This window comes from Vibrio sp. Vb1574 (assembly GCF_033338675.1).
This window is the reverse complement of record NZ_JAWOTC010000001.1, coordinates 83752-108300: the sequence shown is the minus strand read 5'-3', so window position 1 is coordinate 108300 and position 24549 is coordinate 83752. Positions and strand designations below refer to the sequence as shown.

The following is a 24549-nucleotide window of genomic DNA, read 5'->3' as shown; positions in this document are numbered from 1 at the left end:
GAGAAAGCCCTTCGATTATTCAAAGGGCTTATCGTTTTGGCTATTTAAGTAGTGTAGCTTTGGTGATGACGATTTGCGTCTCTGGTACATCACGCATTCGGCCTACCGTCGTGGTCGGCTGCTGAGCCATTTTCTGGATAACGTAGAACCCCTCAGTAACCTCACCAAATACAGCATAACCTGGTGGTCGAGCGCCATAGTTGAGAAAGTCATTGTCGACTAAGTTGACGAAAAACTGACGAGTTGCAGAGTTTGGTGCATTGGTTCGTGCCATGGCGATGGTAGCACGGTCATTGTTTAGACCATTATTTCCTTCGTTTTTGATTGGCGCGTATGTTTTCACCATCTGCATATCTTGGTTAAAGCCGCCACCTTGTGCCATGAAGCCTGGGATAATACGATGAAAAATAGTACCCTCGTAGCTCCCATCTTCTACATATTTTAGAAAATTAGCGACAGTGATAGGTGCTTTCTCTTCGTTTAACTCAACCGTAAATGAACCAAGTGTCGTTTCAAACGCTACTTTTGGTCCAGCCCAAACGCTGCAGCTGAGTAGTGCTAAGGACAGAATCGCTTTGCGTAACATTAGAAACGCTCCTGCATGTATTGACGAAGCTCAGGATCATTGGCAATTTCTTTAAGTGTTAATGTCACTACATCATTCAGTGTCTCTTCAATATCGGCATCAGAAGCACTCAATGTGCCAGATCGCTTTGCTGTACCTGTATAAGTTTTGACTAGCTTGCCCTCAGGTGTCTCTGCTGTGATTTCCAGCACAACTTTAGCATCCATCTCGTTTTCCATCACCGAATGCTTCACGTTGACCAACGCTTCTTGAACGCTCAATTCAATCGCGTTGTTGCTGTTTAGATCCGCATGGAAACCTTGAGATGAGAATTGCTTCTCTAATGCTTCTTCTAACGCAATACGTAAATTCTGTTTAGCATGAAGAGGAAGAATGTTCGAACGGCCGTTATCCACCAACGCCACGTACTGCGCTGCACGTACATCTTTGCTGGTCAAACTGTAAGTCTTGCCTTGAACAATTGGATTGGTGCTCAATGTGCTTTCTGGCATCAGGTTCAGCTGAGGTTGTTGAGGGGCTGAACACGCAGCAAGCAACGCAACCGAAGCCGCAAGTACCAATTTTCTCATTTTATTATTCCTTTTAACTATTTTGCTAAAGCTTATATTGCGCTTAATTTAGCAGGATTTTTTGTAGCCTGTAAAATCACAAACTTATTGTTGGAAGCGATAAGTTTCACATTTTTATCGCCAAACAGACGCTTGAGTTTTGCGTCGTACCCGAGGTGACGATTTCCGATAACCAGTAAACGGCCATTTTCACTTAATACTTGTTTAGCATCGCAGAACATTTGCCAAGCAATATGATCGGTGATTGCCTGTTGTTGATGAAACGGTGGATTACACATAACCATAGAGCTGCTGCTGTGTTTAAAACCGTCCAAGCAATTGTTCGCTATGCACTGTATGTCTCTATTTTCACCAAGGTTGTCGCGTAGGTTCTGTTTTGCTGATTCAAGCGCCATAAAACTTTCATCAACACATGTTAGCCGAGCATTTGGATTCAACTGACCAAATTTAACAGACAGAACACCATTGCCGCAGCCGAGGTCGATGACATTGTCTATCGAAGGGTCTTGAGGCAGGTGCTGCAGCATAAAGCGTGCACCTAAATCTAAACTTTCTCCTGAATAGACATTTGGCATGTTCTTGAGTTCGATATCTTCGCCATCAACGCGCCAAGTCGTGAAAGGCATTACTTCAATCGGAGGCTCAACTGTTGCTTGAGAAAACACCAATCTGTGCTTTTTCCAGGCCAAAGATGTTTTTGTTTCGCCTAAGTATTTTTCAAACAGTTTTAGCGTCGAAGTATGAATGTCTTTCGCTTTATTGACTGCAATGACGGGGCAGGAAGCCGGTAGCGCCTTTCTTAATTGGCTTAGTATCCACACTAGATGGCGGTTACTTTTGGGCAGTTGCAGCAAGACGAGATCAATATTGGCAGGAACGAGGTCCATCGTGGTGGCAAACGCTACTTTATTGCACTGGTTTTGCTCGAGATTTTGCTGTGCACCTTTATGTGAGATGAATGAATCACTCATTAGCGTTACATGGTGCTTTTCCGAAAACCAGCAGGAGAGGGCACCAAAGCTGTCATTAATCACGAGGATGTTTTGATTGTCTGGCAAAGCAAGCTCTTCAACATGATTAATAAGATACTCATCACCGGCATCCCACGCTTGTAGCGTTTCGTTACTACGTTTTGGGAAACGATGAAGTGTTAAGCTTCGCTCGTGAAGGTTCAGTTCGGTTTTCATAGCTAAATGTAAGTTGATTTAGAAATTAAGTGTTATTGTCGCAAATGATGACGTGTCGAGATACAAAAAGCTGTCAAATTTTACGAGTTCAGTGATGGCTGCTCTTTAGACATGTTCGTGGAGTCAAGCGCCTTGAGACAATATGTCTACAAAGTGCGTCAATAATGAGAGTGACGTTTGAGTGATGCATGTCTGCTTTACTTAGGTATATACTTATGGAATTCGCATCAATGAGGAACGAATATGATCCAAGAAATCATAGAGAAGAAACTACACAGTGAGCTGCAACCCAGCTATCTCAAAGTCATTAATGAGAGCTACATGCATAATGTGCCACCAGGCTCAGAGAGTCATTTCAAAGTGATTGTTGTGAGTGATTCGTTCGCGGGACAGCGTTTGATTGGGCGCCATCGTCAAGTTCATCAAATTTTGGCAGATGAACTGGACAACCACATTCATGCATTAGCTATTCATACATACACTGATGAAGAGTGGAAGCGTGAACAAGATGGCGCCCCTGATAGCCCGATGTGTATGGGTGGTGGTCACTAAAAACGCAAGATATAAAGGTGCAGAGAAAAGGTGGCTTAAGGCCATCTTTTTTCGTTTTACATTCTTTAGGGACGTTAACGTGGCACAAATTCTGGTTAAAAAATGTGTTAACAGTGTTTCAACAAATGAATGGAAATTGCAGAATATTTCAGGCGATGAATATCACTTTTCCATAAGATATGTATGGAATATGGCATTTGTGCGATGGGTCAAAGTTATGACTATTCTTTGACCTTTTAGACCTGATTCTACCGAAATAACCCCTCTATTCTAATGATTGATCATGGCATCAAGTTCCTAAAAAATGCTAGACTACGGCACCTGATAAATCTCGCGTATTCCTTGTGACGAGATTTTTAATAGGATGTTGCGATTTTGATGTTTAAAACAACATCAAAACCGGACACTGATGTCGTGTCTAAAAGTTACGCAATCAAAAGAATCTTTTTCCCGATAAAAGTAGTGCAAGTGCGTATGATTACAATAAAGAAGGGCTTGGATCTTCCTATCGCAGGAACTCCATCCCAGGTGATTAATGATGGTAAGACCATCAAAAAAGTCGCCTTGCTTGGCGAAGAGTACGTTGGCATGCGACCTACCATGCATGTCCGCGTTGGTGATGAAGTGAAAAAAGCGCAAGTTCTTTTTGAAGATAAAAAGAACCCAGGCGTGAAATTTACTGCACCAGCAGCCGGTAAAGTGATCGAAGTTAACCGTGGCGCTAAACGTGTCCTTCAATCTGTAGTGATTGAAGTGGCAGGTGAAGAGCAGGTGACATTTGATAAGTTCGAAGCCGCTCAACTTTCAGGTCTAGATCGTGAAGTGATCAAGACTCAGTTGGTTGACTCTGGCTTATGGACCGCTTTACGTACTCGTCCGTTTAGCAAGGTTCCTGCAATCGAGTCTTCTACTAAGGCTATTTTCGTAACTGCAATGGATACTAATCCACTAGCAGCTAAGCCTGAGTTGATCATTAATGAGCAACAAGAAGCATTCATTGCTGGTCTAGACATTCTTTCAGCCCTGACAGAAGGCAAGGTTTACGTATGTAAATCTGGCACTAGCTTGCCACGCTCTTCACAGTCTAACGTAGAAGAACACGTCTTCGATGGCCCTCACCCAGCAGGTCTTGCTGGCACCCACATGCATTTCCTATACCCAGTAAATGCAGAGAATGTGGCATGGAGCATCAACTACCAAGACGTTATCGCGTTCGGTAAGCTGTTCCTAACTGGTGAGCTATGCACAGATCGTGTTGTGTCTCTAGCTGGCCCAGTTGTGAATAACCCTCGTCTAGTTCGTACCGTAATGGGTGCAAGCTTAGATGACCTAACAGATAACGAGCTGATGCCTGGCGAAGTTCGTGTGATCTCTGGTTCAGTACTAACAGGTACACATGCAACTGGTCCACACGCATACCTTGGCCGTTACCATCAACAGGTTTCTGTATTACGTGAAGGCCGTGAAAAAGAACTATTTGGCTGGGCAATGCCTGGTAAGAATAAGTTCTCGGTAACTCGCTCTTTCCTTGGTCACGTATTCAAAGGTCAGTTGTTCAATATGACAACGACGACCAATGGTAGTGATCGTTCAATGGTTCCAATTGGCAACTACGAACGCGTAATGCCTCTAGATATGGAGCCTACTTTGCTGCTTCGTGATCTATGTGCCGGCGACACAGACAGTGCTCAAGCACTGGGTGCGCTTGAACTGGATGAAGAAGATCTAGCATTGTGTACCTTTGTATGTCCAGGTAAGTACGAGTACGGTACGTTACTCCGTGAATGCCTAGATACTATCGAGAAGGAAGGGTAATTTTCATGGCTCTTAAAAAGTTTCTTGAAGACATCGAGCATCATTTTGAGCCTGGTGGCAAACACGAAAAATGGTTTGCCCTGTACGAAGCTGTAGCAACAGTTTTTTACACGCCAGGTATCGTAACAAATAAAAGCTCGCACGTTCGTGATAGCGTTGACCTAAAACGTATCATGATCATGGTTTGGTTTGCGGTATTCCCAGCAATGTTCTGGGGTATGTACAACGCAGGTGGCCAAGCTATTGCAGCACTTAACCACATGTACGCTGGTGACCAACTAGCGACAGTTATCGCAGGTAACTGGCACTACTGGCTAACAGAAATGCTTGGCGGCACTATTGGTGCGGAAGCGGGTGTTGGCAGTAAGATGCTACTAGGTGCGACTTACTTCCTGCCAATCTACGCAACAGTATTTATTGTTGGTGGTTTCTGGGAAGTGTTGTTCTGTATGGTGCGTAAGCACGAAGTTAACGAAGGTTTCTTTGTAACTTCTATCTTATTCGCACTTATCGTTCCACCAACGCTACCTCTATGGCAAGCGGCGCTAGGTATCACATTTGGTGTTGTTGTAGCAAAAGAGATCTTCGGTGGTACAGGTCGTAACTTCCTTAACCCTGCACTTGCAGGTCGTGCATTTCTATTCTTCGCTTACCCAGCGCAAATTTCGGGTGACGTAGTATGGACTGCAGCTGACGGCTTCTCTGGTGCAACTGCTCTTAGCCAATGGGCTCAAGGTGGTAACGGTGCTCTAGTTAACACAGTAACTGGCGCTCCTATCACTTGGATGGATGCGTTCATCGGTAACATCCCTGGTTCAATTGGTGAAGTATCGACTCTAGCTCTAATGATCGGTGCAGCGATGATCGTTTACATGCGAATCGCTTCATGGCGCATCATTGCGGGTGTAATGATCGGTATGATCGCAGTATCGACTCTGTTTAACGTGATCGGTTCTGACACTAATCCAATGTTTAATATGCCATGGCACTGGCACCTAGTTCTAGGTGGTTTTGCATTCGGTATGTTCTTCATGGCAACGGACCCAGTATCAGCGTCATTTACTAGCAAAGGTAAATGGTGGTACGGCATCCTGATTGGTGCAATGTGTGTGATGATCCGTGTAGTTAACCCAGCGTACCCAGAAGGTATGATGCTGGCGATTCTATTCGCGAACCTATTCGCACCTCTGTTCGACCATGTAGTGATTGAGAAGAACATCAAGCGGAGACTAGCACGCTATGGCAAGTAATAACGACAGCATTAAAAAGACGCTGGGTGTTGTTATCGGGTTGAGCCTTGTTTGTTCAATCATCGTATCAACAGCAGCAGTAGGTCTGCGTGATAAGCAAAAAGCTAACGCTGTCCTAGATAAGCAATCAAAGATCGTTGAAGTTGCAGGCATTGACGCAAACGGTAAGAAAGTACCAGAGCTATTTGCTGAGTACATCGAACCTCGTCTAGTAGACCTTGAAACAGGTAACTTTACTGAGGGTAATGCATCTACGTACGATCAACGTGAAGCATCAAAAGATGCAGAACGTTCAATCGCATTGACACCAGAAGAAGACGTAGCTGATATCCGTCGTCGCGCGAATACAGCAGTAGTGTACCTTGTAAAAGATCAAGATGAAGTCCAAAAAGTTATCCTGCCTATGCACGGTAAAGGACTATGGTCGATGATGTATGCCTTTGTAGCCGTTGAAACTGATGGTAACACTGTGTCTGCTATTACTTACTACGAGCAAGGTGAAACTCCTGGACTTGGTGGTGAAGTAGAGAACCCTTCATGGCGCGATCAATTCATTGGCAAGAAATTGTACAATGAAGATCACCAGCCAGCGATTAAGGTCGTGAAAGGCGGCGCACCGCAAGGTTCTGAGCACGGTGTTGATGGCCTATCAGGAGCGACGCTCACTAGTAATGGTGTTCAACACACATTTGACTTCTGGTTAGGTGATATGGGCTTTGGTCCTTTCCTAGCAAAAGTTCGTGACGGAGAACTTAACTAATGTCTAGTGCACAAAACGTTAAAAAGAGCATTCTAGCGCCAGTATTGGATAACAACCCAATCGCGCTACAAGTTCTTGGTGTATGTTCTGCTCTTGCAGTAACAACTAAACTAGAAACAGCTTTTGTAATGACACTAGCGGTAACATTTGTAACTGCGTTGTCTAACTTCTCTGTTTCATTGATCCGTAACCACATTCCTAACAGTGTGCGTATCATCGTTCAGATGGCAATCATCGCATCGTTAGTAATCGTGGTAGACCAAGTGCTAAAAGCTTACCTATACGATATCTCTAAACAGCTATCTGTATTCGTTGGTCTGATTATCACTAACTGTATCGTAATGGGTCGTGCTGAAGCATTCGCAATGAAGTCTGCGCCAGTACCATCTCTTATTGACGGTATTGGTAACGGTCTAGGTTACGGCTTCGTTCTTATCACTGTAGGTTTCTTCCGTGAGCTATTTGGCTCAGGCAAACTATTTGGTCTAGAAGTTCTACCTCTAGTGAGCAACGGTGGTTGGTACCAGCCTAACGGCCTAATGCTACTAGCACCATCAGCATTCTTCCTAATCGGCTTCCTTATCTGGGTAATCCGTATTCTGAAACCAGAACAAGTAGAAGCGAAGGAGTAAGGACGTCATGGAACATTACATTAGTCTGTTAGTTAAATCGATTTTCATCGAAAACATGGCTCTGTCTTTCTTCCTAGGTATGTGTACTTTCCTTGCCGTATCTAAGAAGGTTAAGACCTCTTTCGGCCTAGGTGTTGCAGTTGTGGTAGTTCTGACTATCGCTGTTCCTGTGAACAACCTAGTATACAACCTAGTTCTGAGAGAGAACGCGTTAGTTGAGGGCGTGGACCTTAGCTTCCTAAACTTCATTACCTTTATCGGTGTAATTGCAGCACTTGTACAGATTCTAGAGATGGTCCTAGACCGTTTCTTCCCACCTTTGTACAACGCGCTAGGCATCTTCCTACCGCTGATCACAGTAAACTGTGCAATCTTCGGTGGTGTATCTTTCATGGTACAACGTGACTACAACTTTGCTGAATCGATCGTTTACGGTTTCGGCTCTGGTGTGGGCTGGATGCTAGCAATCGTTGCTCTTGCAGGTATCCGTGAGAAGATGAAGTATTCAGACGTACCTCCTGGTCTACGTGGTCTAGGCATCACGTTCATCACTGTAGGTCTAATGGCGTTAGGCTTCATGTCTTTCTCTGGTGTTCAACTGTAAGTCGGGTAAACCGCAACAATTAAGGAATAGTCAATGGACATTATTCTTGGTGTAGTGATGTTTACTCTGATCGTACTTGCGCTAGTACTAGTGATTCTTTTCGCTAAGTCTAAGCTTGTACCAACAGGTGACATTACAATTTCTGTGAACGATGACCCTTCACTGGCGATCGTTACACAACCAGGTGGTAAGCTACTATCTGCGTTAGCTGGTGCTGGCGTATTCGTATCTTCTGCTTGTGGTGGCGGTGGCTCTTGTGGTCAGTGTCGCGTAAAAGTTAAATCAGGTGGTGGTGACATCCTACCTACCGAGCTTGACCACATTACTAAAGGTGAAGCACGTGAAGGTGAGCGTCTAGCGTGTCAGGTTGCAATGAAAACTGACATGGATATCGAGCTTCCTGAAGAAATCTTCGGCGTTAAGAAGTGGGAATGTACTGTTATCTCTAACGATAACAAAGCGACATTCATCAAAGAGCTTAAGCTGCAAATTCCAGATGGCGAATCAGTACCTTTCCGTGCTGGTGGTTACATCCAGATTGAAGCTCCTGCTCACCACGTGAAATACGCAGACTACGATATTCCTGAGGAATACCGTGAAGACTGGGAGAAGTTCAACCTTTTCCGTTACGAGTCTAAAGTTAATGAAGAGACCATTCGTGCATACTCTATGGCTAACTACCCAGAAGAGCACGGTATCATCATGCTTAACGTTCGTATCGCAACTCCGCCGCCGAACAACCCAGACGTACCACCAGGCATCATGTCTTCGTACATCTGGTCTCTAAAAGAAGGCGACAAGTGTACTATTTCTGGTCCATTTGGTGAGTTCTTTGCGAAAGATACAGATGCAGAAATGGTATTCGTTGGTGGTGGTGCTGGTATGGCTCCAATGCGCTCACACATCTTCGACCAACTTAAGCGTCTGCACTCTAAGCGTAAGATGTCTTTCTGGTACGGCGCACGTTCTAAGCGTGAAATGTTCTACGTAGAAGACTTCGATATGCTACAAGCTGAGAATGACAACTTCGTATGGCACTGTGCACTGTCTGATCCACTTCCAGAAGATAACTGGGATGGTTACACTGGCTTTATTCACAACGTTCTTTACGAGAACTACCTACGTGATCACGAAGCGCCAGAAGACTGTGAATACTACATGTGTGGTCCACCTATGATGAACGCTGCTGTAATCGGCATGCTGAAAGATCTAGGTGTAGAGGATGAAAACATCCTACTAGATGACTTCGGTGGTTAATTCCTCCAAGTGATTGAATCTATGGCTAGCTCTCCAAGAGCTAGCCATTATTTTTTATAGACATAAAACTGATATTCAACAGTTGATATAGGTAATCGGATTGAAAGGATTGGTCCTATTTCCCATATCAATTCAACAACATTGGGAGTTAACAAGTGAAAAAGTGGCTTGTTGCATTCGCTTCTCTATTGATTTTGGCTGGCTGTGAGCAGCCTGCAGATCAAATTCATTTAAGTGGCCCTACCATGGGGACTTCTTACAACATCAAGTATATCGAGCAAGATGGTATTCCAACGCCAAAAGCGATGCAGACAGAAATTGATCGCTTATTGGAAGAGGTTAATGACCAAATGTCGACCTATCGTGACGACTCAGAGTTAAGTCGTTTTAACCAGCATCAAACGAGCGAGCCATTTACAGTTTCGACACAAACAGCAACGGTAGTGAAAGAAGCAATTCGTCTTAACGGTCTTACTTTAGGCGCGTTGGATGTGACGGTCGGCCCTCTAGTTAACCTGTGGGGGTTTGGTCCAGAAGCTCGTCCAGATGTAGTTCCAACCGACGAAGAACTCGCTGCTCGCAAAGCAAATACCGGTATTCACCACCTATCTGTTGATGGTAATAAACTGTCCAAAGATCTTCCTAACTTGTACGTCGACCTATCGACAATTGCGAAAGGTTGGGGGGTTGACGTGGTTGCTGACTACCTTCAATCTGAAGGGGTACAGAACTTTATGGTTGAAGTTGGCGGTGAAATGCGTCTCAAAGGTGTCAATCGTGAAGGTGTGCCTTGGCGTATCGCAATTGAAAAACCGACCGTTGATGAACGTTCAATTCAAGAAATTATTGAACCAGGCGACATGGCAATTGCAACAAGTGGTGACTATCGTAATTACTTTGAGAGTAATGGTGTGAGATACTCTCATATTATTAATCCACGAACAGGCAAACCAATTCATCATAAAGTGGTGTCTGTAACGGTATTAGATAAATCGTCGATGACTGCTGATGGTCTTGCAACTGGTCTTATGGTGCTAGGTGAAGACATAGGCATGGCAATTGCGAACGAAAATAATATTCCTGTTTTCATGATTGTGAAAACGGAAGATGGTTTTAAAGAGTTGGCTTCGGAAGCATACAAGCCATTCATGAAGAAATAACAACAGAAGTGAGCATGTTTTTATGAATACATTTCTAATTACCTTTGCTGTGTTTGTCGCGGTAATCACTGCAATGGCTGTCGGATACATTTTCCAAAAGAAAGTCGTGAAAGGTAGCTGTGGTGGCTTAGGGGCAGTTGGCATCGAAAAAGTGTGTAATTGCCCAGAACCCTGCGATGCGCGTAAAAAACGTGAAGCGCGCGAGGCTGCGCGTGCTGAGAAATTGGCGGCGTGGGAAAAAGATAGAATTGCTTAGTATTGGTTAATCGTACTAAGAAAGTGATAAAGCTCAGCGTTCTGCTGAGCTTTATTTTTAGGCAGCTAACCAAAGCTCAGATGTCCGAGAAAGAGCCCAATACCGTGTTTTGTTGTTTCTTTCTCTCATGTTACAGAGCAAGACCACACTGATAGTCATTAGGACGAAGAAATGATTTGGTTACGTCCGTTCTCTTTGGCCATGTAAAGTCGCTCATCCGCCACTTTTATTTGTTGTTCCAGCTCCCCCTCGATGTTGCTTACACCAATACTCGCGGTCACAAGAATGTTTTTGTCCAAATAAGTTATTGGCGTTTTTTCTATGCGCTGTCTCATTTGTTCTAAGCGTGTTAGAAAGCCGTCATAGTCGCCACTGGCTTGAATACAAAACTCCTCGCCACCAAGCCTAGCGACAATATCATTTGGAAAATAGATTTTTAGAATATTCGCTATCATGACTAACACTGCATCGCCGCCCTCATGTCCGTGTGTATCATTTACTTGCTTAAAGAAATCGATATCAAGCATCGCGATGTTTCTTTGAGCGTTTTCTACATGGGGTTGCTCAAACAGAAAGCGGCGGTTCCATAAGCCCGTTAGCGCATCTTGATTTGCCATTTTAAACAGTTCAGATGTTGCGTCTTTGATATCTAACAGTTGGTGAATACGGCAAAAAAATTCTTCTTGATTAAATGGCTTGTATAAAAAGTCATTGGCCCCTGCTTTTAGAAACCTAGCCGTCATGGTCTTAGAGTTACTACCCGACAAGCCGAGAATGGCTAATTGATTTTTATCCCACTTCCGACGTAATTCACGCACCATAGTAATGCCATCTTTAACGGGCATATCATGGTCGGTTAAAACGAGAGTGATATCTGGATTTTGCTCGACAAGCTCTAGGGCTTTTTGCCCATTGTCAGCTTCCAACGTCTGAATATATTGATGCTCCAAAAGTTGGGCAATGTGTCTTCTTACGGTGTGTGAATCATCAACGACTAAACATTTGTGTTGTTGATTGTTGGTTAGTCGCTTGAGGAGTGGTAATAGATAGGAAACGGACGCCATGCTGTCTTTCAAAATATAGTCGAGGACACCTTTTGCAAGCATCTTTTCGCGAGTGTCTTCTTGAAATCGAGCCGTTAAAACAATGACACGATGACCATGTTCCAAAACGAGGTCAATAATCTCGCCATCTTGAGCATCCGGTAAACAATAGTCTAAAACCGCACAGAAGAGGTCCTGTGCTGAAGATAACAAGTTCTTTGCCTCCGCGTAGCTTTCCGCTGCGATGACCTCATAACCAGCTTGGCTTATTGTTTGGCAAAGAAAGTTTTTAAATGCACGACTATCTTCAACAACCAGAATCTTATTACTCAAGCGCAGTCCCCAAAATTAATTGTTTAAAATCAATGATAACTAAAATTAAACTTATCGCCATCAAAAAACACATGTCAACCAAAAGTAGAACAACTACTCAAATGTTTGACACGCATCCGTTAACATCACATCATTATTCCTGTCTTAGTTATATAATTATGTTTAGCTAACGTAGGGAGAAAGTAGTATGGAAATGCATCAACATGGTATGGCTGAGCTATTTCAACAACTGGGCCTCGGTAGCTCTCCTCAAGAAATGAAAGATTTTATTAATCAACATCGACACAAAAGAGATTCTGCGCCTTTACATGAAGCTAGCTTTTGGACGATGTCACAGGCGAACTTTCTAAAACAAGCTATCGAAGAAGATGCAGATTGGGCCGAATTAGTCGATCAATTGGACGTAATGCTTCGAGATTGACGTTCGCTTAAACACGCCCATTTCTCTTCAGGTAGATTTGATTTATACTGTTTTTTTGAACAGTGCTTTGATGGCTATGTCAGATCGAATTAGAAAAATTATTCATGTCGATATGGATTGTTTTTATGCTGCCGTAGAGATGAGAGATAACCCCAGTTACCGTGGCATTGCACTCGCTGTTGGCGGACATGAAAAGCAGCGTGGAGTGATTAGCACCTGTAATTATGATGCGCGTAAATATGGTGTTCGCAGTGCAATGTCAACGGCGCGCGCGCTGCAACTCTGTCCTCATTTGTTGGTTGTGCCCGGTAGAATGCATGTATATAAGCAAGTCTCTCAGCAGATTCGTGCTATTTTTGAGCGTTATACGCCTATCATTGAACCTCTCTCATTGGATGAAGCATACCTCGATGTCACGGACTCGACAGCTTGCCGTGGCTCCGCTACGTTGATCGCAGAGTCAATTCGCCGCGATATCTGGAGTGAACTTGGGTTGACGGCATCGGCGGGCATTGCTCCGATAAAGTTTCTTGCCAAGGTCGCGTCAGACATGAACAAGCCCAACGGTCAGTTTGTGATTCCGCCAGAGAAAGTCCAAGAGGTTATCGATAGTCTTCCGCTAGAGAACATTCCTGGTGTGGGGAAGGTGAGTCTTGAGAAGCTCCACCAAGCCGGTTTTTATCGATGTGAGGACATTAAAAACAGTGACTATCGAGAGTTGTTGAGGCAGTTTGGTCGTCAGGGTGCCTCCTTATGGCAGCGAAGCCATGGAATTGATAATCGAGAAGTCGTTGTTGAGCGCGAGAGAAAGTCCGTCGGTGTGGAAAGGACATTCAGCCAGAACATCGCAACCTATGATGAATGTTGGCAAGTGATTGAGGAGAAACTTTATCCTGAACTCGAGAAACGTTTAGAGCGTGCAAGCCCAGATAAGTCGATTATTAAACAAGGTATTAAAGTCAAATTTGCCGACTTTCAACTGACAACAATTGAGCACATCCATCCGCAATTAGAGCTTGAGGACTTCAAGATCTTGCTAAGAGATATTCTTAAACGCCAAAATGGACGGGAAATTCGCCTTTTAGGCTTGAACGTGATGCTCAAGCCCGAAGACCAAGCGCGTCAATTGAGCTTTTTTTAGGCCCTTACCGTTTCTACCTGCGTTAATACCTGCTCAAAACTTACATTTGCCATTGCACCATAACCTGCTAGCTTTGAGGCTTTTAGCTGGCTAATCAAAGGAGTGCTGATTCCGCACAAGAAGCGAGCAACGGCATCATTACTGATGGCCGATGGGGAAAGCTGAATAAACTCCCGCGCCCATATCGATACTTGAGATTGTTCAATATCTTCAGGTTCTGGTGCTGTGAATGTGGCGACGTGACCACGACACACGGAGCAGTGACCACATTGCTTTGGTGCATCGTGATCCGCAAAGTAGTTCGCCAATTGTGAGCTCAAACAGTGCTCGGACTGGAACAAGTGCAGCATGGTGTGGATTCTTTCGATATCTTTGCTTTCTTTGGATTGGAACAGTTCATACAGTTGTTGGATTAAAACATCCGAGCTCTGTTTGGTTGGCATAACTGAGTACACGTCCGTCAGTTGTTTGCTCTCTAGTTCTATCCAGCCGTTCTGGTGAAAATAGTCGAGCGCTGCGACAACTCGGCTGCGTTCCGATTGATAGTTCATCCATAGCGCTTCTAGATCAACTTGGCACCACACTTTGGCTTTTTGTGAGCAGGAAAAAATAGCCTCCACAAATTGACGTCGCTCGCCTTGAAATTGATTCACAATAAATTGCTGATCGTGCAAAAACTTAAACCGATATTCCGCAAAGTAACTGTACTTTGCTTCAATGACGTTATGTAGCTCCAAATAAACCAACAAGGTTTTGAGTGGCAATTGGCGGATATTACTTTCACGCGACAAACGCAGTGGCACTACCTCCCATTGTGGAGCATGTTCTTTCGCTTGCTCGACTACATAGTTAATTGACGTAAATTCTGGTGTGTCACCATAGACAAAATTCTCCAACACCGTTAGGCCGGACGTATTGCCTAGCAGAATGCACTCCGAGCGTTGCCCGTCCCTGCCTGCACGTCCAATCTCTTGTGCGTAGTTCTCGATTGATTTGGGTAAGTCGAAGTGAATGACGCGTCGAATATCAGATTTATCGACCCCCATACCAAATGCAATCGTTGCAACAATACAGTCAATTTGGCCATCCATGAACTGCTGTTGGATTTTTTCACGAACGTCGCTTTTCATGCCAGCGTGGTATGCGTGAGCGTTAATGCCAATATGGATTAATGACTTTGCTACTCGTTCTGCTGTTTGCTGCTGCGTCACGTATACGATGGTCGGAAGCTTAGGTGAAGAGGCGATGATCTCACTGAGCTGTTCTTGTTTCTTTGTTTCCTCACACGGGATCACCGAGATATCCAGATTAGAGCGGTAGAAGCCTGTAACGGTAATATGTTCACTGGAAATATCGAACTTTTTTTGCATGTCTTCAATAACTGCAGGCGTTGCCGTTGCGGTGAGAAGTAAAGACTGTGGGATGTTCAGTTCACGTTGATATTGCGGTAGTTTGAGATAATCTGGACGAAAGTTATGCCCCCATTCGGAAATACAGTGCGCTTCATCAATGACCATCAAAGAAATCGGTACTTGGCGAATGAATTCACGAAAACGCTCATTTTTTAGTCGCTCAACAGAAATCATCAAGATTTTGATTTGTCCATTCTTCACGCCAGCCATGACCTGTTGTGCTTCTTCTCTACTTTGACTGCTATCGATAGAAGCGGCCACGATTCCTTTACTTTGTAAAAAGCTCAGTTGATCCTTCATTAACGCCAACAACGGAGAGATCACCAACGTAAGGTTGGGTAATATGGTTGCAGGTAGTTGATAACAGAGTGACTTCCCCGAGCCTGTAGGAAAGATTGCCGCAGCAGAGTAACCATTCATAACGGCTTCAATAACGGGTTGCTGACCTTGGCGTAATGAGTCAAAACCAAATACAGATTGAAGTGTTTGATGCAGCGAGTCACTTTGCATAATAGGGAAACCTTTCTTTGATGGTAAACTTGGCTACATTAACACACCCCGAATACTAAACGCGCGTCCTAAAAGTATGAACAAAGCTGACTTAGTCCAAATTATCATCCAACATCTGGAAGAAAAACTTCAAGTTGCCCATTCATCGGCTCAGCGAGCTATTGATGCCGCCACAGATGAAGAAACTGTTCCCGAGCACAAGTACGATACATTGGCACTTGAAGCCGCGTATCTTGCTCATGGACAAGCCATGCGAATTCAAGATAGTGAAGAGGAGTTGCGTCAATATCGTTCTTTAGTGACTCGTAACTTTAAGAATGCGCCTGTTGGTGTTGGTGCTTACGTTGTTCTCGCAGATGAGAATTTGCTTGAAAAGCACTTCTTTGTAGGCCCTTGCTCTGGTGGTTTGACTGTTCAATATCAGGCTCAGGAAGTCTTTGTCTTAACAGCAAAATCTCCTCTTGGTCGAGCGTTGTTCGGAAAAGAAGAAGGTGATGAGGTTGACGTAAAAATAGGAGATAAAACAACTTGTTACGAAGTCGTGACGATTTGCTGACATCTCATGTATCACTCAGTGTTATGTTTAACACGAGTAATGTTAAATAAAAGAGAATGACATGAAAAAGCTTTTTACACTCTCATTGCTGATGGTCAGTGCTACTGGTTATGCAGCGCAGTGTCGTGTGGACATCAATAATGAAGTCCGTATGGATGGGCAAAGCTTGGAAATTCGCCAAACGACAGGTGATAAAGCCGTCGTGGATGAGGATAACAACCTCTTCATCAAAGGTGAGCTAATTGAACTCAATTCTGACCAGAAAGCGGCAATTGAAGACTATCGCGAAAAAATGAACGCGTATATTCCACAAGCAAAGCAATTGGCGAGTGATGGTTTAGCGCTTGCAAATGACATCATCGATGATGTCGCGGAAAGCCTAGACGCACCTGGCGCGTTTGATAACGTCAAAGTCGCAGTACAGGACTTTTTCGCTGATGTTGAATCACGTTACTACAAAGATGGCGATTTCATTCTACCAGCGGAAAGTTTTGAGTCCATGACACAAGGGTGGACTGAAGACTTTGCAAAAGCACAAGAGATCTTCAATAAAGAGTTTTTAGCGAGTTCGTTGGATGCTTTATCGAAAAAAATGAAGGAAGAGGGGGGAATAAACCTCACTGCATTATCGGAGAGTATGGCTGAACTCAGCGCGAAAGTAGAAGAGCGTTTAGCTGAGCATTCGAAAGAGGTAGAACAACAAGCAGAAGACTTGTGCGATTCGCTGGATGACATGGCAGGACAAGAAGACGATCTGTTGAAGAAAATCCCTGAGCTAAAAGATTACCGAGTATTTACGATTTAATTACTCATTAAAAAGTAAAAAACTCAATGAGATAAAGAAAGAGAGCACGATTGTGCTCTCTTTTCGTTTTTACATACTTGAATAAGTAATGGAAACAAGACGATATTTGCGTTTTACTCGCTTGTTCTTTGATAGCTTATTGCGTATTCATCTCGGTGAGTTTATCGCCGACAGGTTTTGAGAAGTTAAAGCCATCATGCTGATCCCAGTTGATAGACCATGTCATTACCCCTGCATAATTCGGGTAATGGTACGCTGGTTTAACGGTGCCACATGAAGTGCCTTTGGTTAAACAATCTAGTGCGTTGATAATATTCTGTGTTGGAGCCTGCCCTGAATTTGCCGAGCTAGGACCTGAAGGTAAACCGATTGCGACTTGATCATCGCGCAATGGTGCAAATTGAGTGCCGTCGGCCAACTCAAAACCTTCGATAAGCATTTTAGATTGCGCTACCATCATATCCACAGAGCCTTCTGGTGCACTGCCTGGCAGGTATGGGTTTGGCAAACCGCCGTTGTTATATAACTGGACGTGAAGCAAGTCGAGCGTGCTGCGTGTCTCGTTAATCACAGGGATGTACGCCCCCCAAATACCGCTGTAAGCCACATAACCACCTTGAACATAAGGGTGCTCAGGCGCCATGGTTAGGTACATATCGCCACCCATGTTTTGCTCTATTTGAAGCAAAGCACGACCAAGGCGAGCTTGAATTTGCGAGCCATGAACTAAGTTAGAACCACTCTCTAAATCCACATCTAGACCATCAAAGCCCCACTCAGCGATAAGACCTGTTAGGCTAGAGACAAAGTTGGCTTCATCTTGGTCGGTATTCAGCGTAATCGTGCCTTCTGCGCCGCCAAGAGAGAGAACAAACTTCTTACCTTTAGCTTGAAGCGCTGCCATGTCCTGCTTGAATTGTGTTGGATCGAGTGCTGGACAATCGCTGTAAATATCGCCTGAATATAGATTAAAGTGCACGGTGCCATCACTGTTGCGATCATTTTCAGCAAAGGCAATATCAATCACATCCCAAGCATCTGCCATATCTGCTAGACGAATTGGACAGCCCGCTCCATTTACAAAATTGTGCCAGTAACCGATGAGTTTATGGCGTTTATCTACTTGCTCAACCACCGTTATTGCTGCGGCGTCAGACAATGCATTGCTTCCTGACAAATCCACAGCTTGGGCGCTAACTGTAAAGTTACCAAGTGCAGTTGGTGTCCAGTTGGCTGTGTAAGGTGCCGTGGTATCGGTTGCAACAATAGAGCCGTTGATCATGAAATCAACGTGTTTAATGCCTGAAGTTAAAGACGTTGCATCGGCGCTTAATGCGAGGCTTTTGCCTAATCCGGTGGTCTGACCGCTGCTTGGTGAAGTCAGAGAGACGACCAAATCTTTATCGCTGACTTCCACACCAACCAGGGACTCTGACGTGTTGTTATCATTATCGGTTGCGACGGCTTTAAGCTGGTTAGCGCCAATAAGTGTGGCGTTCCAAGTAACGGAATATGGCGCTTGAGTGGTGACCCCTAAGCTGGTGTTGTTCGCAAAAAACTCAACTTGCGTGACTGTGCCATCAGCATCGCTTGCGTTTGCCGTGATTTCGTTATTGCTGCCAGCGAGCACGACTTGTCCATCCGTTGGTGCCGTAATGGTAACTTGCGGTGGTGTCGAACAAGCACCTAGGCCACTCCAAGCATCTTGCCAGTATAGCCCTTCACCAGGCTCGTAAGCCCATGTCGCATCCGAGGAGCACCAACCAGCAACATCACAACGATATTTTTGGTTGAAGTGAGAAACCAGGTCGCCAGCTTGATAACTTGTGCCTGCCACATAAGGTACTGCATCTGCACATCCGCCCGTTCCGGTTTCTGAATTACTAATAACCAGCGCTACTTCTTGGCTCATCGTTGCGAGGTTTGTATCATCAGTCGCTTGTGCTTTGAACGAGTATGTACCTGAACTCGCGGTCCATTGATATTCGTAAGGTGCACTAGTATCAATGGCGACAGATTGATTGTTTACGAAGAACTCAACTTGTGTGACCACACCATCAATATCGTCAGCTTGAGCGGCTACGGTTAGGCTATCACCTGCATTAAGCACTTCTGTGCCTACTGGGCTGGTCAATGAAATGCTTGGTGGTGGTAATTCGACTTGTGGTTGAACTTGGATAGAAATCGTCGTGGTGCTAACAGCTCCCTCATTATCGGTCGCAATTGCGGTCAATTGCGAGATCCCTTCAATAGCTGTCCAAGAAGCTTCGAATGGTGCTTGAGTTACCACAGCAACCGTTTGGTTGCCTGCGACAAACTCAACTTGTGTGATTTGGCCATCTTCGTCTGCCGCGTTGGCTAACAAAGTGATCGCACTGCCTTCGGGAATTTGTGCGTTGTTTATTGGAGAGGAGAACGACACCGTTGGTGATAAATTGTTGCTTCCACCATCACATTGCCCTAACGCTTTCCATGCTTCCCAAGATCCTGAGTTGGTCACGGGATCATTGCCTTGCGTCCAATATGCAGCCTCATAAGCGGCTCCTTGCGTTTTTACTAAAGCGCCCGATGTATAAGTCGCAGTGCTGTCCCAGTCGGGTAGACTTTGACAGTTATAGGCTTGAGCTTGGTAGCTGGCGCTGAGTGCTACAACCATCGCTCCGTGAAGTAGGGTGACCTTCATTTTCCTCTCCTTGAATCATGGGTATAAATGAGAACAGAGTAATAACTAGCTGATAAATAGACATTAGGGGGAAAAAGCGAAGCACAATATTCTGCTTTTCGACACAGTATCACGAGGAACAGTTCGTCCCTTACACCAGAGCTCATTATTTTTCGGCTCACTTCACGGCAGAAGGATTGGTAAAATTCAGCCACGTAAAACGAGCAACAGTCACGAGGCTTTTGAGCGATGAATATGAGATGTACGTTAAAATTTACAAGCTGAATGACTATAAATTATTTCAACTGTCGAGGATTTAACCGAGGTACTCTTGTTGAATAGTGAATATTGCTATAGTGTACTAGTTAGCTAGTTCAATGATATTTTTGTGTGAGTAGTATGACACAGCAAACCTCTTCTCAGCCTCGCGAGCATTTTGGCTCTCGTCTCGGGTTCATCTTAGCTGCCGCAGGTGCCGCAGTTGGCCTTGGCAATATTTGGGGCTTCCCAACTCAAGCAGCCAGTAATGGTGGCGGTGCTTTCCTATTAGTTTATTTGGTGATGATTCTTATCGTCGCATTTCCGATGCTGGTGGTTGAAATGGCGATTGGTCGCCATGGTCAAGCCAACCCTGTAGACAGTATGCGTGCAATCACAGATAACCCTACCGGTAAAAAACTCGGCGGCATTGTGGGTTGGATTGGTTTAAGCGTACCAAGCGCTGTCTTAGCGTTTTATTCAATTGTTGGTGGTTGGTTGATCTGCTTTTTACTGGGTGCAATCACAGATCTAATGGGGTTAGAAGCTGCAACTCAATGGCTAAAGGACTTTAGTGTTGAACGTAACTTGTTCGGAACCATTACTTTTTATGTACTGACGATTCTCATCGTACAAGGTGGCGTAAAACAAGGTATTGAGAAGTGGTCCACACGTTTGATGCCAGCATTGTTTGTTCTGTTTGCTCTGCTATTTGCTTACATCATGACGCAAAACGGTGCGATGGAAGGTCTGAAACATTACCTAGTGCCGGATTTTGAAAAGGTATGGGACCGCAAGTTGATTCTTGCTGCAATGGGGCAGGGCTTCTTCTCGCTTACGATCGGTGGCTGTTCAATGCTGATTTATGGCTCTTACTTGAGTAAGAAAGAGAACCTACCAAAGATGGCGATGAACGTGACCATGGTAGATACTGCCGTTGCTTTCATTGCAGGATTAGTGGTGATGCCAGCGATGTTTGTGGCAATGCAAAAAGGCGTTCAGATCTATGCAGAAGATGGCTCTCTATTAAGCTCTGATACGTTGGTATTTACCGTATTGCCATTGATGTTTGATAGCTTAGGTTTGCTTGGTCAATTGTTCTCTATTGTGTTCTTCTTATTGCTGACGATTGCGGCGCTAACGTCCTCCATTTCAATGTTAGAGTGTCCAGTGGCTTTAGTGAGTGAGCGCTTCAATACTAAGCGCAGCGCAACGAGCTGGGTTTTAGGTGGTCTCATTGCCTTGTTCAGTGTGGTGATTGTTTATAACTTTGGCGCTCTGTTTGGTATGGTCGCGACGGTTGCTACTCAGTATCTACAACCAACCGCTGCGCTCTTATTCTGCTTATTTGGTGGTTGGGTATGGAATCGCAACTCAAAAATCAAAGAGCTTGAGCAAGGTTGCCCGGAGTTTACGCAAGGTTGGTTTGGTAAGTTATGGCCTGCGTATGTGAAGTTTGTATGTCCAATTCTTGTGGCGACAGTCATCTGGGCTTCATTTGGCTAACCGAGACGCCTATCGAATAAAAGAAAAGGGCTTGATGGTAACTCATCAAGCCCTTTTTCATATTGGTTATTCTCGTTTCGGTTATCCGCCAAGAATGGTGTTGATTAACGGAATTGTCCTGCTTCTGGAAGAAAGTCAAAACCAGCAGAAGCCAGTTTTGTCTCCAGTGCTGTGCGTTCGATATCGAAGAAAGCCACCAGTTTATCTAAGTCACCACCGAAGTCGTCGCGTAGCTTCATATTCACAATGCTCATCAGCATGACAGGATCCATGGATTCAAAGTTCGCTAGATTCATTACTTATCCTCAAAATCTGAAATCAGTAGGTTTGCCGCAGCAAATGCCGCTTTTTCACGCACTTCTTTAGGCAGGGACTCATCCGCTGCAACATCGTTCAGTGCTTTAACTGCACATGAAATTGCTTGGGGAATATAAGCTTGATCGCCACTACCAATCTGAGCATAAAGCTCACGAACCAGTTCACAACAGCCGTATACTTGCATGTTTTCTTTCCACTAAATGATAACTTATCTCAATATACACACAGCGGATTTGAAACTCAAAGTACAGAGTTGTTTTGGCTCAAGTTGAAGGTTTGCTTGAGCGAGATTTAATCACTGCATTTGTGCTTCTAACTGCTGAGTGACTTCTGGTGAAAGTTGAAGTTGTTTTGCTAGTTCTTGCAGATACGCTTTTTCCATAAAGTTTTGTTCATCAGCGAAGATCAAAGACGCCAGGTAAATTTCTGACGCTTGTTGAGGAGAGGTCGCCTGATTAGCAATTTCAGCAGGATCAAGCGGTTTGTTTAACTCTTGCTGAACGAGGTGACGAACGTGCTCATCTGCGCCCATATCCGCGAGAGCTTGTTCAATGCGAGCCATTTCCTCTTCATCAACGTGACCATCAGCTTTTGCAGCTCCAATCATTGCTTTTAAAATTAAGACACTGTGTTTACTGTCATCGGGGTCAAAGGTTTCTTGAACACCTTGACCGGATTGCTTGGCTTGCCAGTCGTTATACACTTTGTAGGCCAAGGCTCCAAGCGCAGCTGCGCCACCGACTTTTAATGCGCTTGACCCTATTTTTTTAGTCATTTTTTTACTTTTCTTTGAGCCCATCAGCATACCGATGAGGCCTCCGCCTACAGCACCTGCTCCTAGCGTTTTTAGGCTACTTGAATTTGATGAGGATTTGATGTTGTTGGTTTGTTTGCCCAATGCATCTGCACCTTGCTTAAGTAAGTCTGATTTGAGTGCTTGGTTTAGAAGACTTTTTAAATCCATAACTGACCTCCTTTAGATGATGAAATCAGTTTAATAGCAAGAAGCTGAACCAAAGATTAACAAAGTGAATAGTTCGAAAAAGGTGGAGGGGGGCGTTGAGCTGTAATAAAAAGGGCTGACCGAAGCCAACCCTTTTTAACTATTTGAAACTACTTCAAATGCGAACTCGTCTAGTGCTTACTTTAGTTGAGCTTTTACGTGCTCAACAATGTCAGTCATTGCGACTGCTGTTTTCTCACCAGTAGCACGGTTCTTGTATTCGAAGTTGCCTTCTTTCATTGAGCGGTCACCGATAATAATGGTATGCGGTACACCAATAAGCTCCATGTCAGAGAACATTACGCCTGGACGTTCTTTACGGTCGTCAAATAGCACTTCGATGCCCATTGCTGTTAGCTCAGCGTACAATTTCTCAGCGGCTTCTTTCACTTCTTCTGACTTGTGCATGTTCATTGGAACGATCGCTACCTGGAATGGTGCGATTGCATCTGGCCAGATGATGCCGTATTTGTCGTGGTTTTGTTCAATAGCAGCCGCTACTACGCGAGTGATACCGATACCGTAACAACCCATTTCTAGGATGACGTTCTTACCATCAGGACCCAGTACACCACAGTTCATCGCTGCGGAGTAAGCGTTACCTAGTTGGAAGATATGGCCAACTTCGATACCACGCTTAAGCTGGATAATGCCCTTGCCACATGGGCTTGGGTCACCTTCCACAACGTTACGTAGGTCTTCAACTTGGCCAAGCTCTACATCACGACCCCAGTTAATACCGAAGTAGTGTTTGCCATCGATGTTCGCGCCCGCACCGAAGTCGCTCATTACCGCAACGCTGCGGTCAACAATGAACGGCAGTTTAAGGCCAACAGGGCCAAGTGAACCTGGGCCTGCACCGATAAGCGCACGAATTTCTTCTTCAGATGCCATTTCCAGTGGAGCTGCAACCTGAGGAAGGTTTTCTGCTTTCACTTCGTTCAGTTCATGATCACCACGAATAATAAGCGCGATGATTGGCGCATCAACTTCGTCAGATGCTTTCACAAACAGTGTTTTCACTGTTTTTTCAATTGGTAGCTCGAACTGCTCAACCAATTCAGCGATTGTTTTCGCGTTTGGCGTATCAACCAACGTCATTTCTTGTGTTGGTGCCGCAGCCTCAGAGGCTGGAGCTAGTGCTTCTGCTTTTTCAATGTTTGCCGCGTAATCTGACTCGCTAGAAAATGCGATGATATCTTCGCCGCTTTCAGCCAGTACGTGGAACTCTTGAGAGCCGCTACCACCGATAGCACCGCTATCTGCAAGTACAGGACGGTAATCCAGACCCATGCGATCGAATGCTTTACAGTAAGCATCATGCATTGCGTCGTATGACTTTTGTAGTCCGTCTTTATCAATGTCAAAGCTGTATGCATCCATCATTGAGAATTCACGTGAACGCATTACGCCAAAACGTGGGCGTCGTTCGTCACGAAATTTAGTTTGGATTTGGTACAGGTTTAGCGGAAGCTGTTTGTAAGAGCTCACTTCATTGCGAACAAGGCTAGTGATCACTTCTTCAGCGGTTGGGCTAAGTACAAACGGACGAACATGACGGTCAGTAAAGCGAAGTAGCTCAGGGCCCATCTTTTCGCTGCGGCCTGTCTCTTCCCATAGTTCAAACGGCTGAACAACGGGCATCAAAGTTTCGACTGCGCCTGCATTGTCGATTTCTTGACGAACGATGTTTTCGACTTTACGCAGTACACGTAGACCAGTAGGTAGCCAGGTGTATAAACCTGAAGCCAGCTTACGGATCATACCTGCACGTAGCATGAGCTGGTGGCTCACTACTTCTGCGTCGTTTGGAGTCTCCTTCAGAGTAGAAAGAAGATAATTACTGGTACGCATTAAATTTATCCGTTTATTTAAGTTAGATACCCAAGCTTGAATAAGCAGGAGTATGGGAGTTCCCGAAAGGGAAATTTGTTAGCCGTCTATAATATCAGC

General features: G+C 44.6%; 24 protein-coding genes. 14 read left to right on the top strand and 10 right to left on the bottom strand.

Going from position 1 to position 24549, the window contains the following annotated elements:
* Window positions 1–40: 40 nt before the first annotated feature.
* Genes R7O12_RS00500 through R7O12_RS00490 form a run of 3 tightly spaced genes read right to left on the bottom strand, consistent with a single transcriptional unit; the run spans window position 41 to window position 2342 of the window.
* A complete protein-coding gene (locus R7O12_RS00500) occupies window positions 41–586 on the bottom strand; it encodes a peptidylprolyl isomerase (RefSeq protein WP_318105095.1) in 546 nt (181 codons plus the stop codon).
* A complete protein-coding gene (locus tag R7O12_RS00495) occupies window positions 586–1155 on the bottom strand; it encodes a YajG family lipoprotein (protein ID WP_005380259.1) in 570 nt (189 codons plus the stop codon). The genes R7O12_RS00500 and R7O12_RS00495 overlap by 1 nt, the downstream gene beginning before the upstream one ends.
* A gap of 32 nt (window positions 1156–1187) precedes the next feature.
* Window positions 1188–2342: a methyltransferase gene (locus tag R7O12_RS00490; protein ID WP_054728423.1), complete on the bottom strand. Its 1155-nt coding sequence runs from the start codon at window positions 2340–2342 to the stop codon at window positions 1188–1190.
* A 243-nt stretch (window positions 2343–2585) separates the two neighbouring features.
* Between R7O12_RS00490 and bolA the strand changes: the two genes are divergently transcribed.
* From bolA to nqrM, 9 genes are all read left to right on the top strand, one after another.
* Entirely contained in the window at window positions 2586–2894 is a 309-nt protein-coding gene (gene bolA, locus R7O12_RS00485) for a transcriptional regulator BolA (protein WP_005380262.1), read from the top strand.
* Window positions 2895–3368: 474 nt separating this feature from the next.
* Window positions 3369–4709, top strand: coding sequence for a Na(+)-translocating NADH-quinone reductase subunit A (locus tag R7O12_RS00480; RefSeq protein ID WP_005380264.1), 1341 nt, complete (start codon window positions 3369–3371; stop codon window positions 4707–4709).
* A gap of 5 nt (window positions 4710–4714) precedes the next feature.
* Window positions 4715–5959: an NADH:ubiquinone reductase (Na(+)-transporting) subunit B gene (locus tag R7O12_RS00475; RefSeq protein WP_005380265.1), complete on the top strand. Its 1245-nt coding sequence runs from the start codon at window positions 4715–4717 to the stop codon at window positions 5957–5959.
* Window positions 5949–6719, top strand: coding sequence for a Na(+)-translocating NADH-quinone reductase subunit C (locus R7O12_RS00470; protein ID WP_005380267.1), 771 nt, complete (start codon window positions 5949–5951; stop codon window positions 6717–6719). The genes R7O12_RS00475 and R7O12_RS00470 overlap by 11 nt, the downstream gene beginning before the upstream one ends.
* The gene (locus tag R7O12_RS00465) at window positions 6719–7351 is read left to right on the top strand and encodes an NADH:ubiquinone reductase (Na(+)-transporting) subunit D (protein ID WP_005380269.1); all 633 of its coding nucleotides are present in this window, start codon (window positions 6719–6721) and stop codon (window positions 7349–7351) included. The genes R7O12_RS00470 and R7O12_RS00465 overlap by 1 nt, the downstream gene beginning before the upstream one ends.
* Window positions 7352–7358: 7 nt before the next feature.
* Window positions 7359–7955: an NADH:ubiquinone reductase (Na(+)-transporting) subunit E gene (gene nqrE / locus R7O12_RS00460; RefSeq protein WP_005380270.1), complete on the top strand. Its 597-nt coding sequence runs from the start codon at window positions 7359–7361 to the stop codon at window positions 7953–7955.
* 33 nt (window positions 7956–7988) lie between these two features.
* The gene (gene nqrF, locus R7O12_RS00455; RefSeq protein ID WP_005380271.1) at window positions 7989–9212 is read left to right on the top strand and encodes an NADH:ubiquinone reductase (Na(+)-transporting) subunit F; all 1224 of its coding nucleotides are present in this window, start codon (window positions 7989–7991) and stop codon (window positions 9210–9212) included.
* Between the two features lie 155 nt (window positions 9213–9367).
* Window positions 9368–10372, top strand: a complete 1005-nt coding sequence (locus tag R7O12_RS00450; protein ID WP_115386255.1) for an FAD:protein FMN transferase — start codon at window positions 9368–9370, stop codon at window positions 10370–10372.
* 22 nt (window positions 10373–10394) lie between these two features.
* Window positions 10395–10628: a (Na+)-NQR maturation NqrM gene (gene nqrM / locus R7O12_RS00445; RefSeq protein ID WP_005380273.1), complete on the top strand. Its 234-nt coding sequence runs from the start codon at window positions 10395–10397 to the stop codon at window positions 10626–10628.
* A 158-nt stretch (window positions 10629–10786) separates the two neighbouring features.
* On the opposite strand, the gene R7O12_RS00440 is transcribed toward nqrM, so the two are convergent.
* Window positions 10787–12004: a response regulator gene (locus tag R7O12_RS00440; protein WP_005380276.1), complete on the bottom strand. Its 1218-nt coding sequence runs from the start codon at window positions 12002–12004 to the stop codon at window positions 10787–10789.
* A gap of 187 nt (window positions 12005–12191) precedes the next feature.
* Between R7O12_RS00440 and R7O12_RS00435 the strand changes: the two genes are divergently transcribed.
* Complete coding sequence (locus tag R7O12_RS00435) at window positions 12192–12425, top strand: DUF2789 domain-containing protein (RefSeq protein WP_005380277.1); 234 nt, start codon at window positions 12192–12194, stop codon at window positions 12423–12425.
* A gap of 76 nt (window positions 12426–12501) precedes the next feature.
* Complete coding sequence (dinB, locus tag R7O12_RS00430; protein ID WP_025768236.1) at window positions 12502–13566, top strand: DNA polymerase IV; 1065 nt, start codon at window positions 12502–12504, stop codon at window positions 13564–13566.
* On the opposite strand, the gene R7O12_RS00425 is transcribed toward dinB, so the two are convergent.
* Window positions 13563–15488 (bottom strand): RecQ family ATP-dependent DNA helicase, encoded by a 1926-nt coding sequence (locus R7O12_RS00425; RefSeq protein WP_318125539.1) that lies wholly within the window; start codon window positions 15486–15488, stop codon window positions 13563–13565. The genes dinB and R7O12_RS00425 overlap by 4 nt on opposite strands.
* Window positions 15489–15564: 76 nt before the next feature.
* Between R7O12_RS00425 and R7O12_RS00420 the strand changes: the two genes are divergently transcribed.
* The gene (locus R7O12_RS00420; protein ID WP_318125536.1) at window positions 15565–16044 is read left to right on the top strand and encodes a GreA/GreB family elongation factor; all 480 of its coding nucleotides are present in this window, start codon (window positions 15565–15567) and stop codon (window positions 16042–16044) included.
* Window positions 16045–16105: 61 nt separating this feature from the next.
* Window positions 16106–16849, top strand: coding sequence for a YggN family protein (locus tag R7O12_RS00415; protein WP_172563512.1), 744 nt, complete (start codon window positions 16106–16108; stop codon window positions 16847–16849).
* A 136-nt stretch (window positions 16850–16985) separates the two neighbouring features.
* On the opposite strand, the gene R7O12_RS00410 is transcribed toward R7O12_RS00415, so the two are convergent.
* Window positions 16986–19532 (bottom strand): Ig-like domain-containing protein, encoded by a 2547-nt coding sequence (locus R7O12_RS00410; protein WP_042521395.1) that lies wholly within the window; start codon window positions 19530–19532, stop codon window positions 16986–16988.
* 378 nt (window positions 19533–19910) lie between these two features.
* Between R7O12_RS00410 and R7O12_RS00405 the strand changes: the two genes are divergently transcribed.
* Complete coding sequence (locus tag R7O12_RS00405; RefSeq protein WP_042521397.1) at window positions 19911–21275, top strand: sodium-dependent transporter; 1365 nt, start codon at window positions 19911–19913, stop codon at window positions 21273–21275.
* 104 nt (window positions 21276–21379) lie between these two features.
* Here R7O12_RS00405 and R7O12_RS00400 read toward each other — a convergent pair whose 3' ends face one another.
* From R7O12_RS00400 to R7O12_RS00385, 4 genes are all read right to left on the bottom strand, one after another.
* Window positions 21380–21571 carry a DUF4250 domain-containing protein gene (locus tag R7O12_RS00400; RefSeq protein ID WP_005380289.1) on the bottom strand — a complete coding sequence of 64 codons (192 nt, stop codon included), beginning with the start codon at window positions 21569–21571 and terminating at the stop codon, window positions 21380–21382.
* A complete protein-coding gene (locus R7O12_RS00395) occupies window positions 21571–21777 on the bottom strand; it encodes a YaeP family protein (protein ID WP_005391765.1) in 207 nt (68 codons plus the stop codon). The genes R7O12_RS00400 and R7O12_RS00395 overlap by 1 nt, the downstream gene beginning before the upstream one ends.
* Before the next feature lie 111 nt (window positions 21778–21888).
* Complete coding sequence (locus tag R7O12_RS00390; protein WP_318105087.1) at window positions 21889–22557, bottom strand: tellurite resistance TerB family protein; 669 nt, start codon at window positions 22555–22557, stop codon at window positions 21889–21891.
* Window positions 22558–22734: 177 nt separating this feature from the next.
* Window positions 22735–24450 carry a proline--tRNA ligase gene (locus R7O12_RS00385; RefSeq protein WP_005380292.1) on the bottom strand — a complete coding sequence of 572 codons (1716 nt, stop codon included), beginning with the start codon at window positions 24448–24450 and terminating at the stop codon, window positions 22735–22737.
* Window positions 24451–24549 lie beyond the last annotated feature (99 nt).

Excerpts from the sequence above, each read along its gene's own strand:
- R7O12_RS00395 (WP_005391765.1), bottom strand. The coding sequence starts at position 21,777 with ATGCAAGTATACGGCTGTTGTGAACTGGTTCGTGAGCTTTATGCTCAG.
- R7O12_RS00435 (WP_005380277.1), top strand. The coding sequence starts at position 12,192 with ATGGAAATGCATCAACATGGTATGGCTGAGCTATTTCAACAACTGGGC.
- dinB (WP_025768236.1), top strand. The coding sequence starts at position 12,502 with ATGTCAGATCGAATTAGAAAAATTATTCATGTCGATATGGATTGTTTT.
- R7O12_RS00410 (WP_042521395.1), bottom strand. The coding sequence starts at position 19,532 with ATGAAGGTCACCCTACTTCACGGAGCGATGGTTGTAGCACTCAGCGCC.
- nqrF (WP_005380271.1), top strand. The coding sequence starts at position 7,989 with ATGGACATTATTCTTGGTGTAGTGATGTTTACTCTGATCGTACTTGCG.
- R7O12_RS00470 (WP_005380267.1), top strand. The coding sequence starts at position 5,949 with ATGGCAAGTAATAACGACAGCATTAAAAAGACGCTGGGTGTTGTTATC.
- R7O12_RS00400 (WP_005380289.1), bottom strand. The coding sequence starts at position 21,571 with ATGAATCTAGCGAACTTTGAATCCATGGATCCTGTCATGCTGATGAGC.
- R7O12_RS00420 (WP_318125536.1), top strand. The coding sequence starts at position 15,565 with ATGAACAAAGCTGACTTAGTCCAAATTATCATCCAACATCTGGAAGAA.
- R7O12_RS00495 (WP_005380259.1), bottom strand. The coding sequence starts at position 1,155 with ATGAGAAAATTGGTACTTGCGGCTTCGGTTGCGTTGCTTGCTGCGTGT.
- R7O12_RS00390 (WP_318105087.1), bottom strand. The coding sequence starts at position 22,557 with ATGGATTTAAAAAGTCTTCTAAACCAAGCACTCAAATCAGACTTACTT.
- R7O12_RS00425 (WP_318125539.1), bottom strand. The coding sequence starts at position 15,488 with ATGCAAAGTGACTCGCTGCATCAAACACTTCAATCTGTATTTGGTTTT.
- bolA (WP_005380262.1), top strand. The coding sequence starts at position 2,586 with ATGATCCAAGAAATCATAGAGAAGAAACTACACAGTGAGCTGCAACCC.
- R7O12_RS00490 (WP_054728423.1), bottom strand. The coding sequence starts at position 2,342 with ATGAAAACCGAACTGAACCTTCACGAGCGAAGCTTAACACTTCATCGT.
- R7O12_RS00415 (WP_172563512.1), top strand. The coding sequence starts at position 16,106 with ATGAAAAAGCTTTTTACACTCTCATTGCTGATGGTCAGTGCTACTGGT.
- nqrE (WP_005380270.1), top strand. The coding sequence starts at position 7,359 with ATGGAACATTACATTAGTCTGTTAGTTAAATCGATTTTCATCGAAAAC.
- R7O12_RS00405 (WP_042521397.1), top strand. The coding sequence starts at position 19,911 with ATGACACAGCAAACCTCTTCTCAGCCTCGCGAGCATTTTGGCTCTCGT.
- R7O12_RS00475 (WP_005380265.1), top strand. The coding sequence starts at position 4,715 with ATGGCTCTTAAAAAGTTTCTTGAAGACATCGAGCATCATTTTGAGCCT.
- R7O12_RS00465 (WP_005380269.1), top strand. The coding sequence starts at position 6,719 with ATGTCTAGTGCACAAAACGTTAAAAAGAGCATTCTAGCGCCAGTATTG.
- nqrM (WP_005380273.1), top strand. The coding sequence starts at position 10,395 with ATGAATACATTTCTAATTACCTTTGCTGTGTTTGTCGCGGTAATCACT.
- R7O12_RS00500 (WP_318105095.1), bottom strand. The coding sequence starts at position 586 with ATGTTACGCAAAGCGATTCTGTCCTTAGCACTACTCAGCTGCAGCGTT.
- R7O12_RS00385 (WP_005380292.1), bottom strand. The coding sequence starts at position 24,450 with ATGCGTACCAGTAATTATCTTCTTTCTACTCTGAAGGAGACTCCAAAC.
- R7O12_RS00480 (WP_005380264.1), top strand. The coding sequence starts at position 3,369 with ATGATTACAATAAAGAAGGGCTTGGATCTTCCTATCGCAGGAACTCCA.